Source organism: Photobacterium sp. BZF1 (genome assembly GCF_014349205.1).
Lineage (GTDB): Bacteria > Pseudomonadota > Gammaproteobacteria > Enterobacterales > Vibrionaceae > Photobacterium.
In genome coordinates, this window is sequence record NZ_JACSOF010000020.1 from 1 (window position 1) to 13,087 (window position 13,087).

General features: G+C 47.9%; 12 protein-coding genes. 8 read left to right on the forward strand and 4 right to left on the reverse strand.

The window, feature by feature from the left end; all coding sequences use genetic code 11:
• Window positions 1–911: hydantoinase/carbamoylase family amidase (locus tag BIZ37_RS06335; RefSeq protein WP_187460775.1), on the forward strand; the 911-nt coding region annotated here is incomplete at its 5' end.
• Window positions 912–925: 14 nt separating this feature from the next.
• Window positions 926–2,167 carry an MFS transporter gene (locus BIZ37_RS06340; RefSeq protein ID WP_107297317.1) on the forward strand — a complete coding sequence of 414 codons (1,242 nt, stop codon included), beginning with the start codon at window positions 926–928 and terminating at the stop codon, window positions 2,165–2,167.
• Window positions 2,168–2,857: 690 nt separating this feature from the next.
• Here the strand turns inward: BIZ37_RS06340 and BIZ37_RS06345 are convergent.
• The 3 genes from BIZ37_RS06345 to BIZ37_RS06355 form a co-directional block, all read right to left on the reverse strand.
• A complete protein-coding gene (locus tag BIZ37_RS06345; RefSeq protein ID WP_222939605.1) occupies window positions 2,858–4,123 on the reverse strand; it encodes a dicarboxylate/amino acid:cation symporter in 1,266 nt (421 codons plus the stop codon).
• Window positions 4,124–4,451: 328 nt separating this feature from the next.
• Complete coding sequence (locus BIZ37_RS06350; RefSeq protein WP_107297315.1) at window positions 4,452–5,423, reverse strand: LysR substrate-binding domain-containing protein; 972 nt, start codon at window positions 5,421–5,423, stop codon at window positions 4,452–4,454.
• 153 nt (window positions 5,424–5,576) lie between these two features.
• Window positions 5,577–6,440, reverse strand: a complete 864-nt coding sequence (locus BIZ37_RS06355; RefSeq protein ID WP_187460776.1) for a MurR/RpiR family transcriptional regulator — start codon at window positions 6,438–6,440, stop codon at window positions 5,577–5,579.
• A 251-nt stretch (window positions 6,441–6,691) separates the two neighbouring features.
• On the opposite strand from BIZ37_RS06355, the gene BIZ37_RS06360 reads away from it, so the two are divergent.
• The 5 genes from BIZ37_RS06360 (at window position 6,692) to BIZ37_RS06380 (ending at window position 11,532) form a co-directional block, all read left to right on the forward strand.
• Window positions 6,692–7,924, forward strand: coding sequence for an ABC transporter substrate-binding protein (locus BIZ37_RS06360; RefSeq protein ID WP_187460777.1), 1,233 nt, complete (start codon window positions 6,692–6,694; stop codon window positions 7,922–7,924).
• Between the two features lie 168 nt (window positions 7,925–8,092).
• The gene (locus tag BIZ37_RS06365; protein WP_222549441.1) at window positions 8,093–8,836 is read left to right on the forward strand and encodes a carbohydrate ABC transporter permease; all 744 of its coding nucleotides are present in this window, start codon (window positions 8,093–8,095) and stop codon (window positions 8,834–8,836) included.
• On the forward strand, window positions 8,823–9,665 hold the full coding sequence (locus BIZ37_RS06370; RefSeq protein WP_222939606.1) for a carbohydrate ABC transporter permease: 843 nt from the start codon (window positions 8,823–8,825) through the stop codon (window positions 9,663–9,665). The genes BIZ37_RS06365 and BIZ37_RS06370 overlap by 14 nt, the downstream gene beginning before the upstream one ends.
• An 8-nt stretch (window positions 9,666–9,673) precedes the next feature.
• The gene (locus BIZ37_RS06375) at window positions 9,674–10,432 is read left to right on the forward strand and encodes a glycerophosphodiester phosphodiesterase family protein (protein WP_187460779.1); all 759 of its coding nucleotides are present in this window, start codon (window positions 9,674–9,676) and stop codon (window positions 10,430–10,432) included.
• The gene (locus tag BIZ37_RS06380; protein WP_187460780.1) at window positions 10,429–11,532 is read left to right on the forward strand and encodes an ABC transporter ATP-binding protein; all 1,104 of its coding nucleotides are present in this window, start codon (window positions 10,429–10,431) and stop codon (window positions 11,530–11,532) included. The genes BIZ37_RS06375 and BIZ37_RS06380 overlap by 4 nt, the downstream gene beginning before the upstream one ends.
• A gap of 89 nt (window positions 11,533–11,621) precedes the next feature.
• Here BIZ37_RS06380 and BIZ37_RS06385 read toward each other — a convergent pair whose 3' ends face one another.
• Window positions 11,622–11,822 (reverse strand): hypothetical protein, encoded by a 201-nt coding sequence (locus BIZ37_RS06385; protein ID WP_107297314.1) that lies wholly within the window; start codon window positions 11,820–11,822, stop codon window positions 11,622–11,624.
• A gap of 341 nt (window positions 11,823–12,163) precedes the next feature.
• Here BIZ37_RS06385 and BIZ37_RS06390 point away from each other — a divergent pair, with 341 nt between their 5' ends.
• Complete coding sequence (locus BIZ37_RS06390; RefSeq protein ID WP_187460781.1) at window positions 12,164–13,030, forward strand: LysR substrate-binding domain-containing protein; 867 nt, start codon at window positions 12,164–12,166, stop codon at window positions 13,028–13,030.
• The last annotated feature ends 57 nt before the right edge of the window (window positions 13,031–13,087 follow it).

A 13,087-nucleotide genomic window follows, 5' to 3' on the forward strand; every position in this document is an offset into this window, starting at 1 on the left:
TAAAAGACAAGCATGGATCACCAAAACGTACCCTTGAGGTGGTCTCCCTAGCAGAAGAAGAGGGTAGTCGTTTCCCTTACGTGTTCTGGGGTAGCAAGAATATCGTTGGTATTGCCGACAATGAGGCGGTGAAAGGTCTTACTGACAATAAGGGCGTTAACTTTGTTGATGCAATGAGAGAGTGCGGTTTTGATTTTGCTACTGACCGCACTGTCCGAAAAGATATCAAAGCCTTTATCGAGCTGCATATCGAGCAGGGAAAAGTGCTGGAAACTGAAGGCAAGCAACTGGGTGTCGTGACCAGTATTGCCGGTCAACGCCGTTACAATATCACTCTTAAAGGCGAAGCGAACCATGCCGGTACAACACCGATGGGTTACCGCAAAGATACGGTATATGCGTTTAGTAAAATCTGTAGCCAGTCAATAGATAAAGCCAAGGCTGAAGGCGATCCGCTAGTACTGACTTTTGGTAAAGTCGTGCCTAAGCCAAATACCGTGAACGTGGTTCCGGGGGAGACTTTGTTCTCTATGGACTGCCGCCATACCGATAAGGACAAGCTGATCAGCTTCAGTAACCAGATGGTTGAGGATATGAAGCAGATCTGTGCAGAAATGGAGATCGAAATTGACGTTGATCTGTGGATGGATGAAGAGCCGATCCCAATGGATCCTACTTTGGTTGATCTGATTGATACTACCTTCGAAGCAAAAGGCGCCAACTACAGACGCATGCACTCTGGCGCTGGTCATGATTCGCAAATTTTTGCTCCACGCATCCCTACAGGAATGATCTTTATTCCAAGTGTGGCTGGGATAAGCCATAACCCGGCAGAGCATACGGATATTAGCGATTTGACTGTTGGCGTCGAGGCACTGATCAACGTGCTTTACGAGCTAGCATATAAATAATTACGGAAGATGATATGGAAAAGAACCATCAGCACAGTGTCGAATACTGGAAAAAACTGGTTGTCGTTTTATGTTTTGGCTGGGTAGCCATTTGGATTTACCGAACCGTACTTACTCCTATATACCCCGAAATCCAAGCTTCACTGGGGGGGATAAGTGATGCAGAGATCGGTGCCATTGCAAGCTTCTATTACCTAGCCTACTGCTGTATGCAAATACCTTGTGGCATTCTGGTCGACAAATTGGGCCAGAAGGTGATGCTGGCTGGTGGTTTTTCTCTATTCATTATTGGCACCTTACTGCTGGCTAGCGCCCACAGCCTATCGTTGATCTATGTCGGGTCAATGCTAGCCGGTGCAGGGTGTGCGTCTTTCTTTTGTTCAGCGTATTCTTTATCGTCTCAAAATGTCCCCGAAACCAGCCGTGCAATGGCCAATGCCATCATCAACAGTGGCTCGGCAATCGGTATGGGGATCGGCCTAATTGGCTCGACAGTACTGGTCAAAAACATGAATATGAACTGGCAGCATGTCATGTTCATGATTGTGGCTATTTTGGTGGTGATGGTTGCGGTATTTTTGCTGGCTATCCGTTCACACCAGAGCCAGTCATTGAAAGCTGAGGAAAAAACTGACCAAGCAGCTACAGGCAAAGTACCACTGTCAGTAATGTTCACGCCCAAGCTTTGTAGTGCTTATTTCCTCTACTTCTGTACCTGTTATGGCTACTATCTAATAGTGACTTGGTTGCCATCATTTCTGCAAACCGAACGTGGGTTCGAGGGGATGGCGATTGGTTTTGCTTCTGCGTTAGTCGCGTTTGCTGGTATTCCGGGAGCACTGTTTTTCAGCCGTCTATCAGATAAATTCAGCAATAAAAAGGTCAAGATCTTACTCTACCTTGAAGGTGCAGCTGCCCTACTGCTATTGCTGACGGTCATGGCACCGAACACCTGGGTACTGATGACAAGCCTAATTTTCTATGGATTGCTCGGTAAACTGGCAGTCGATCCTATCTTGATCTCTTATGTATCAGAGCAAGCTTCGCCTAAAAGCCTTGGCCGAACATTTAGCCTACTGAACTTCTTTGGTATGAGTTCTGCGGTCATCGCCCCGACACTGACGGGTTTTATATCTGACGTGATGGGCTCAAAAGAGATGAGCTTTATTATGTCTGGTGCGTTAGTGGCTGTGGGTGCCTGCATCTTTGCGCTAATAACGCACAGGAGCAAAGCACGGGAAGTAGCGACAGCATAACCTTTCACATCGGTGTAAGAAATAAGCCCTGTCATGTTTGATGGGGCTTTTTGTTTAATAGTCGGTCCAATTATTTGATTGCTGATCTAATGCCATATCGCTGCTAGATGAATACTGTGGAAAGGAAAGATAAGTAATTATCTCTCTGGCAACTCTCTCTTTGACACAGAGCGGCCAGAGCTCCCCCTTTCCAGCGAGCCTTATGGTTTGTGCTTATTATGAAGACGGCGAATTTTATGTTTCAACCGATGCAACCAGTCATAAAGCGCTGCAAATAAAACAAAGTAGCAAAGAGTTTGTCGCGGGGATTGACTGGTTTGGTTAATAGGGCGACGAAGGTAATCTGCGGTGTGAATTAAGTAGAAATCGTGCTGTAAGCTAGCGCTAATATTCGTCACTATTCAATTAAACAGGCAGAGGCAACGGATGATATTACCCTTGGAGTTGTAGCTACAGAAAATGAGCGCCACTTCGTCTCTCATCGCTGAATTAAAGGCAATAGAGTCGGCTAACCGTGCTGCGCAGGTAGTGCTTGAAGCAGCAGTAGACGTTGAAGCGCCAGAAAGTATTTTTGGTTAGGTTGAAGAACCCAAGACTAGAGCAGGTGTTATCAGGTAAATGAACAGGTTTAACGAAAAAGAGCAAATAACAGTGTTATTTGCTCTTTTTTAGTGAAAGTACCGACGCGGATTAAACGGTTAGGTACTCAGCTTTTTTCTCGTCGTTGTAGACATCACGGTCAAACTCGCCCAGCTTGTCTGATACCAGCATACCGATCATCACATCGACCACATTGTTCAACAGTGTACGGAACATGCCTGAGAACCAGTCGATACCGATAAGGATAGCGACACTTTCAAGCGGCAGGCCCATTGACGTAGCAAGGAAGGTGTAGACGATAATCATACCGCCAGGTACGACGATGGTACCCATGCACATCATCACAGATAAGATGATAGCCATAACCATTTGGAAAGGTTCAAGCACAATACCCGTTGCCTGGCTCATAAAGAAAATAGCCAACACATAACACATTACCGCGCCATTGGCATTCATCGACATAGTAATTGGGCCGGTAAAGTCAGCAACCTTGCGGCTCACACCAAACTTGGTTACAGAGTCTTCCATTTTGGTTGGCAGGCAGATAGCCGATGAAGTGGTGGTCATCGACATGATAGAAAGCTTGGCAAACTTCTTGGGCATTTTCAACGGGTTGACTTTAGTCAGAGCGGCTGTCAAAGGACCGTACATTAGCAGCAGGATAATATCGCCGATAGCCAATGCTCCAAGGAACTTAAGCATAGGCACGATAACCTTGAAGCCAATTGCGCCAGAAACGTTCGCCAACAGGCAGAAGATACCGATAGGCGCCAGTTTCATTACCATCTTGATGATGTTCATGATCACGGCGTTGAAGCTGACAATAAATTCAGTGACGATTGTATTACCGGAGGTGCGGGCATAGGACCCCATAGCAAGACCGAAAATGATGGCAAAGACAATGCAAGGGATCATCGCCCCGCTAGCCATAGAGCCAACAATATTGGTTGAAAAGAAGCCTAAGATAGTTTCGCGTATAGAGGCTTCCGGTGCGGCTACTGCGGTTGCCGCACCTTCAATACTGATCCCTTCCCCTGGCTTGATGGTCAAGGCTAGGAATAACCCTACTAATGCAGAGACAATAGTCATCGAGATGATCCATTTGAAGGTGTGGAGGCTCATTTTACCGGCCCCTTTACCATCAACATTACCGATTGCTGCTGAAACTGCGGTCATAACGAGCAAGACAACGGACATCTGGATCAAACGAATGAAAATATCACCGATGAATTTGATATTTTCTGCCCATGGTCCCACGATACTGCCGAACGCTATCCCTGCTGCAGTGGCAATCAGTATCTGGTTGGTGAGTGACATAGTAAATCGGGGCTGATTTTCTGCCATACTAAGCGACATGTGTGTTCCCTCATTTCAGTTCCATTCTGATATTTAGGTCAGCAAATGTTTTTCACTCTGGGGATGATAAACATTACTACTTAGCTTTAACCCTAGTTATATCGGTATATGCATTTTTCTGTTGTGTTTTTATTACACTTAGAATAAGCGGTGTTGAATATGAATTAAATGGGGGAGAGTTATAGTTAAGATAAAAAATAAATCGTTTTGACAAAAAAGGGAGGAGTGTTAAAAATGTTTAAATACTAAAGTTGGTGACGAAATATTACTTCACCTTTCGAATTATATTCTAAAAGGTGAAGTTTATGATAGTGCTTTATTATGGAAATTAATATTCCGGTAATTCAAATTGCTCGGAAATCTTTAGAATTTCGTTATCTGAACAGTGGGCGATATCTTCCATTACTTCCCGTGTGAGGTGCGGACAGAACAGTTCGATGAAATCTAGCATGTATTTTTGCAGGAACAAGTTGCGGCTATAACAAAGCCAAGCGTCACACGCTGGGATAATATCGTTGAGCGGAATGCTGACTAGGTTTTCGTCCACCACATCCTGGGCGGCCACTTGGGCAATAATCCCGATCCCGTAGCCGAGGTTGACATATTTCTTGATAACCTCGACATCCATTACCGTCATGAAGTAATACGGCGAGATCCCTTTTTCCTTAAAGGCTTCGTCTTGCGCCGAACGGCCGGTTGAACCCGGCTCATAACTGATCAGCGGGTAGGCACCGATTTTCTCGATGGAGATATCGCTGTCATTAGCCAGCGGGTGGTCTTTGGGCACGATTAAGCTCAGGTTCCACTTGTAGGCTGGCAGGACGATAATGTCTTTTTCGCGTTCGACGTTCTGGGCCAGGATCGAAAAATCTGACTGGCCACGTTTTAGGATATGACCGTATTTGTCGAGCTGCGAAGTACCGATGTGGAACTTGATTTTCGGGTAGCGTTTGACGAAACGTTCTACCGCCTCCGGAATGAGATAGCGGGCAATGGTATTGGTGGTGTAGATGTTCAAAAAGCCTTCTTCGGGCTTGATGTGATCGCGGACTATCGTCTTGATGCGGCTTTCTTTTTCCAGCATGTCGATAGCTTCGTCGATAATCTGCTTGCCGATAGGTGTCACGGCACTGATGGACTTGCCTTTTCGCTCGAAGATTTTCACCCCAAGCTCCGACTCCAGCAGCCTGATTTGCTTGCTGACACCCGGTTGGGTGGTGAACAGGGAATTGGCAGCAACCGAGATATTCAGGTTGTTGTCTATCACCGCCTTAAGGTAACGCAGTTGCTGTAATTTCATTGCTTTCTCATTATTTCCGCAATAGTTTCATACCCTTGATTGTGCCTCAAGTAACATAATTTTCATATAACAAGTGGTGATAATATATTCATTTTACTTTGATCTTGGTCTATCGGATCGCAGTCATGACCACCGGTTCTTACTATGTGGGATTTAGTCTTCTAGCGCGCGGATCATCTCGAAGCGACGCAGTCCCTGCATAACCCTCTCTTCTGCCAGCACGGTCAGGTTACGGACAATCGCATTGGTGATGACAAGCGGTGGGCTGACAGACTTGGTCCCCTTGGTTTCACCACGATACACCCGCAGCAGTAACACATCCTGAGGCACGCTTAGCGAACTGAGATCACTGATACCTATGACCTGGAGTTGCAAGTTGCGGGCTATTTTGATCAGCTTTTCGGTCATTTCGTTCATGGTATTGTTGAAGATTAACACCAGCACATCTTCTGGCCGCGAGGCGGTGAGACACTCCGCCAGTTTGGAACGACCCAACGAAACGGTCTCGGCATCAATGCCCGAACGGTTCAGACGACGGCAGAAGTGTTCGGCAAACCCTTCGGTATTATCTTGGCCGTTGATGAAGACTTTGTTGGCGGAAAGGATAAGCTGACAGGCTTCATCGAGTAGGGGTTGGGAAACCGCACTGCTGATTAACTGGAGGTGCTCGATCTCCTGGTTGATGGTTGATTGCAGTACCGAGCCTTCCATTTGTGACAGCGTATGCTGGTGGCGTTCACTCGCATCGGCGGATTGGTTGGCAAATTTAATCAAGTATTGCTTGAGTTCGGGATGGCCGCGAAAGCCCAGTTTTTGAGCCAATCTGACCAATGTCGAAGGGTGCACTTGGATAGCGTTGGCAATATCCTTGCCGCTGTGGCCTGCATGGTCGGCATGCGCAAGGTAGTAGTCGATGACTTTGACTTCGGATTTTGTCAGCTTGCTTTCAACACCTGTGGTTAATTGCTGGATTGCACCGCGAAATTTTACTTGGTAACTGATCTGCCTATCGTTCATTATCTTATCGTAAGTTGCTAATTTGCTTTGAATATAGCCATAGAAAATGACTGTTAAATGTCAAAATTGCAGAATTCATGCAACTGCAATTTTGATTGCAAAGTATGAAACCTACAGATAAACAGGTTATTACAGCACCTCTGCAACGGTTGCAGAGCTCTCTTCAACGAATCAACGAAATACTGAAACGGTATTGTCATTTTTCCTGCCTAGCATGCTCCACAGTCCTTCAGATAAACATGGAATGAATCATGAAACTGCGTCTTTCAGCGTTGGCATTGTCGCTTGTTGCAGCGGGTGCGATAGCAAAACCGGTACAAGTAGAACTCTGGCATAACCAGACAGGTGACGATGAAGTCGTCCTGCAAAACCTGATCAATGACTTCAATACTGCCAATGACAATATTGAGGTTAAAGCGACTTACAACGGCAGCTATGCCGATATCATTACCAAGCTGCAGGCATCAATTCCGGCGCGACGTAACCCAGAAATGGCGGTTTTGGAAGTGACCCAGTACGGCGTTTTTGCCGAAGCCGGTGTCCTCAATGATCTGAATGGCTACTACGCTGAAAACAAAGCGTTTACCGAAGAACTGCAGCCGTTCGCGCTGGAAATCGGTAACTACAAAGACGGCAACTATGTCATGCCGTTCAATTCCTCAACACCTCTGATGTATGTCAACAAAGCGTTGCTTGAAAAAGCGGGCTACGAGGACATGCCAGCCATGACATCGTTTGATGAAATTCTTGCCGTAGCGAAAACCGTGCAAAGCGAACTGGGGGCAGAGAACGTATACGGCATCAATACGCCAAGCCAGTTCACCCGTTTTGGTCTGGTGATGCAAAACGGTGGTGACTGGGTAGACCCTGTTACTAACAAGTCGGGCCTTGCAGACCAAGCAACCATTGAAGCGTTCCAGTGGATGGGTGATCTCTACCATAAGCACCGAGTGGCTTCGGCAGAAAGTGTGACTGACGAGAAACTGGTTAAACAACATTTCAGTTCTGGCCGTGTTGCTATCCACTTCGACAGTACGGGTAACCTAGGTGATTACAAGCGTCTGCTTGGGGATGATCTGGTTGTGTTACCTATGCCATGTACCGCTGAGTGCCGTGTGCCAATCGGTGGTGCGGGCGTAGGCATGATGGCCAACGTGAGCGATGAGAAGAAAGAAGCTTCATGGCAGTTCATGCAATACCTAGCGTCTGCCGACCAGAGTGCCACTTGGTTCCAGCATACCGGTTATATGCCTGTGAACAAGCAAGCGCTGGAAGTGGAGTCATCTAAGCAGTTACTTGCCGAGAACCCTGATTTTGGCGCGGCGATGGATCAATTGCCGGTTGCCCAAGGTCGTGCCCGCCCGCCGGCAATGGCTTGGATCCGTGCTCAGGAGCAAGGTATCTGGGAGTCTATTGCCCTTGGCCAGCAAGATGCGGAAAAAGCCCTAAAAGCCTTTAACCGCCGCGTTGAGTCCCGTCTTTAATTATACAGTTGGCGGGAGTAATCCCGCCTATTAAGCATGACCATGAAAAGATTTGCGCCGTATTTTTTTGTTTTACCCTGCCTGTTGTTAATAGGCATTTTTACTTATTGGCCGATAGTTTCGTCTTTTATTTATAGTTTCCATAGCTGGAATTTCCTCAGCAGCGATATGCCGTTCGTCGGGCTGGAAAATTACCGCTACCTGCTAGAAGGCGAAGAGTTCCGCAATTCCCTCTATATCACTTTGGTGTTTGTGGTGATTTCGGTGCCGGTACGCCTGGCCCTGGCTTTGTTGCTGGCTAACTTCTTGGTCAACGAGACCAAGCTGGTTCGCTTCTTGCGCGGAGCCTACTTCCTGCCATCAGTCACCTCGACGGTTGCTATCTCGGTGATCTGGAGTTGGATTTTTGCTACTGATTTCGGTTTGGTGAACAGTATTCTCAGCACATTCGGGTTGGAGAAAGTGACCTGGTTGCAATCACCGATGCTCGCGCTGTGGGTGGTGATCATTGTCAATACCTGGAAGCAGCTGGGTTATGACATGGTGATTTATGTTGCGGGTTTGCAGGCCATTCCCAATGAGTTGTACGAAGCGTCACAGGTGGATGGCGGCAAGAAATGGCATGTGTTTCGCCGTGTAACCTTCCCGTTGGTGATGCCGACCACATATTTCTTGCTGATTATTTCGGTTGTGGAGTCGTTCCAGATCTTCACCATCGTCAATGTAATGACCAATGGTGGGCCGGCATTTGCAACCGATATGTTAGTGAACCTGCTCTATCGCACCGGCTTTGTCTTGTTTGATATTGGTCAGGGTTCGGCGCTGGCGGTAATTTTGTTTGTGATTTTGCTGGTATTGGCCGTGGTGAAATCGAAGTTGATTGGTAAGAAGGTGCACTATGAAGGCAGCTAAAGTGGTTCAGCTAGCGCCAAAGAAAACCCGGTGGTCACTGTCGATGGTGATGTTGACAGCCTTGGCACTGATGTTTTTGTTCCCGATAGGGTACGGTGTATTTCTCTCATTTATGCCGTTTGATACTTATGCCTCTGGGCAGATTGGCTTCTCGCTTGAGAACTATGTCTATGCCTTTACCCAGATGAATTTCCCGCTCTACCTATTGAACACGGCCATTGTGTCGGTGGCCGTGACGGTACTGAGCTTGACGGTTTCTATTTGTGCGGCCTATGCCTTTAGCCGAATTGAATTCAAGGGACGGGAGTTGTTGTTCTGGTTGGTGGTCGCAACTTTGATGGTACCGGGGCATATCAGCTTGATCCCCAACTACCTCAACATGGCAAAAGTCGGCCTGCTTGATAGCTACTGGACGTTGATCCTGCCCTCGATTGCCAGTGGCTTCGTTACCTTTTTCCTGCGCCAGTATTTCAAGGGGATCCCCAAAGCGATGGACGAAGCGGCCTGGATTGACGGTGCCAACCACCTTCAGGTGCTGTGGAAAGTGATTGTCCCAATGGCACGCCCTGCGATTGCCGCAATGGCACTGTTTACTTTCCTTGGTGAGTGGAACTCGTATATCTGGCCTTTGATTGCTACCGACAGTGAGGAAGTGCGCACCCTTCAGATCGCACTGTCCCGGCTCTATGCCAGTGCTGCAGATGACGGCATGGTGAACTGGCCACTGGTAATGGCTGGGGCGACGCTGACCATGTTGCCGACACTGCTGTGCTTCAAGTTAGTAGAAAAACACTTGGTCCGTGGTATTGCCATGGGCGCGTTAAAGTAAGAGATAAAATGATGAAATCACAAATTGCTTCACACCGTGGCGGAACACTTGTCTGGGGCGAGAACTGCCGACGTGCATTCGAAAACACCCTGAACCTGCCGGTAGAATTGGTTGAATTTGATGTCCACCCTTCCAAAGACGGTATCTTGGTTGTCCACCATGATGCGACACTGGATCGTACGACTGACATGACAGGTCCGGTCAATGCCAAAACCTGGCAAGAGTTGGCGCAGGGAAGTGTGAATCACTCTGGTGGCCAGCGCATGATGACACTGGAAGAGTTGTGTGAGCTATACCGGGGCAGTGATATTGTGCTGCGCTTGGAAATCAAAGCGGATGTTAACAAAGTGCCTTATCCTGGCGTGGTAGAGAAGGTGCTGGCGACTCTTGAAAAAACTGGCATGTTCGGCCAAACGATTATCTCATCGTTCAACTGTGAAGTATTGGCAGAGTTAGCCGACAAAGCCCCGGAGCTTTTTACTATTTGGTTGATGCAAAGGAATATGCCCCGGTTGCTGGGCACTGAGTTTGCGATAAGCCTTGCCCACTCGATGAAGGTGAATGAAATTTCGGTTCATGTCACCCAGCTAGATATAGATGCCAAAGCCCAAGTATTGGCAAGCGGGCTTAAATACGGGTGTTACGGTGCCCATAGTGCAGATTTGATCCAAACAGCCCTCGAGCATGGGGTACATGCTTTTACGACTGACCGCCCAGACTTGGCTATCACACTTCGCAACGCATTTATGTTGGAGAAAGCATCATGACCGCTATTGCCCTGCAGCACATAGATAAAACCTATCAGGAAGGCAACCAGGTTGTCTTCGATGTGAATATGAATATCGAAAGCGGTGAATTTATCGTGATTGTTGGTCCGTCGGGCTGTGGCAAGTCGACGCTGCTGCGGATGATCGCGGGCCTCGAGGAGATCACCGGTGGCGATCTGATCATCAATGATCAGCGGATGAATGATGTGCTACCCCAAGATCGCGATCTGGCGTTTGTGTTCCAGAACTATGCCCTGTACCCGCATTTGAGCGTGCGCGATAACATTGCATTTAGCTTGGAGCTTCGTGGCGTGGATAAGAAAACTCGCCACCAGCGAGCGGAAGAAGTGGCAAAAACACTGCGTTTAGAAGAGTACTTGGATAAAAAGCCGGGTCAGCTATCCGGTGGCCAGCGCCAGCGTGTGGCCATGGGGCGTGCGATTGCCCGTGATGCCGGTATCTATTTGATGGATGAGCCGCTGTCGAACTTGGATGCCGAACTGCGTAACTCGATGCGGGCGCAGATCAAACAGCTTCACCGTAACCTCGGCAATACTACCATTTACGTCACCCATGATCAGATCGAGGCACTGACTTTGGCAGACAAGATCGCGGTGATGAAAGGCGGTGTGTTGCAGCAATTTGCCAGCCCGGAAGAAATCTACGATAACCCGGCCAATGTTTTCGTCGCCTCGTTTATCGGTGCGCCACCAACAAATATTATGCCGCTATCAGTAAACACGGGCCGCGCACACCTTATGGGCGATATTGCCAGTTGGTTGGTGCCTGATAGCAGTATTGCATCAGGGAATTACCTGCTGGGTATTCGGCCCGATAAAATGGCAATCATGGAAGCGAGCTTTGCCAAAGATATACGCTGGCAGGCGGATGTGGAATTGGTGGAGACAACGGGGAGCGATCGCATCATCCACTGCCGTTGTGACGGCCATAAGTTTTTACTCAGTGTTGATCGCCGTTACCGTATCCAGGAGGGCGAAACCATTGATGTTGGTTTCAATATTGGTGATGCCCTGCTATTTGATGGCGAGACAGAACAGCGGATTTACACTCAGCTGAGTCTGGCAGAACAGGCGGCGTAGAAGGAGTTCATCGCCGCCCTCATCTTGAGCTCATCTTCTGTGAGCAATGAAATGGCTGCCTTGCGCAGCCATTTCTATTTCACAAGTGACTAACTGCGCGAGATCACCCAAGTTGATTGGCAATCATTGCAACAGATTTCGGCATCGCTGATGCTTTTGTTGATGATCTGGGTGTTTTCAGAATCGCATTTCGGGCAGTGGGTCCGCGTCGGTGGGCAGTTGAGTTCAACACAATGGTTATGGTTGTCCTTCGCTTTGACCATAGGTTGTTTGCAATCTGGGCACAACATGATTTAACACTCCTTATATTTTCTACTGACTTCATGTCAGCTTTGCTGTTATGCATTTCATCTCTCTTGGATATGTGGCACAAAAATTGTGCCAAAATGGCAGAAATAAAAGGCATGCAATGTAATATCACCGTTGTTGTGGTGTGACTAGCGTGCAGGCTGAATTGTTGGCAGTTTGTTGATCGTAATCATGAATAGGCAAAAACAGTGAATAATTTTGCGAACTATTTTTCGAGCTTGTAACAGAACTGCATTCGACCTGTCACTATACTTTCTTTTCTCTGTCACCTTAGCTTCAAATAATTGAATTATTTTGCCTTTTTCTGAAATAAAGGTGAAATATGTTGCCTCCATTACGTGCCCTAGTGGCTTTCGAAGCGGTTGCCCGGCTAGGCTCTATTGGGGCAGCAGCCAGAGAGCTCCATGTTACACAAGCTGCGGTGAGCCAGCAGTTAAAGAGCCTGGAGCAATTTCTTGATTGTGCCTTGTTCGAGCGCAGCCAGCGCGGTGTCATGTTGACAGCCAGCGCGCAGCAGTATTTGCCTGCGGTCACCGGTTCGCTTCATCACCTCAAGCTGCAAACTGAACTGTTGTTCGGCAAGCAGCAGCCCGATGTGCTTAGGGTCAAAGTTAACCACTCCATTGGCCATAACTGGCTGATCCCAAAACTAAAAGACTTCACCGAGAAGTTTCCCTTCATTCGACTGGATCTGTCTCTGGTCGATTGGCCATCTAGGGAGCCTTGTATCGATGCCGATGTTGAAATTACCAATGGCTACCTTGAGAGCGAGTCGACCAGGGCGGAGCGGCTTTTTGAAGAGCAGTGGTTAATGGTGTGTTCACCTGCATTCAAGCAATCCCATGCGGAGCAGTTGGTAAAGGGGGACATTGCTTCACTGCCTGCAATCCAAGTTAAAGGTTATGAAGAGAGTTGGATGCAGTGGTTGGCCCATAACCAGCGACTGCCAGAGGTGCCAAATATCCAGTTGGAGTTGAGTAACTCACTCCATGGCCTCGAAGCCGTCAAGCAAGGGATAGGCATGATGCTGGTGCGATCCTTAGTTGCCGAGCGAGATTTGTTATCTGGCTCAGTGGTGACGGCTATTGACGGCAGCATGCCCTCGGAATCTGGTCACTACCTGATCACTGCCAATAAGCGTGATGCCAAGGTGAATTTCTTTTGTGACTGGCTTCATAAGCAGACGTAGGGTAGCCAAGCACAACCGGTCGCTGAGAAGCGAATTAGTGCCTAGCCCCATACCATT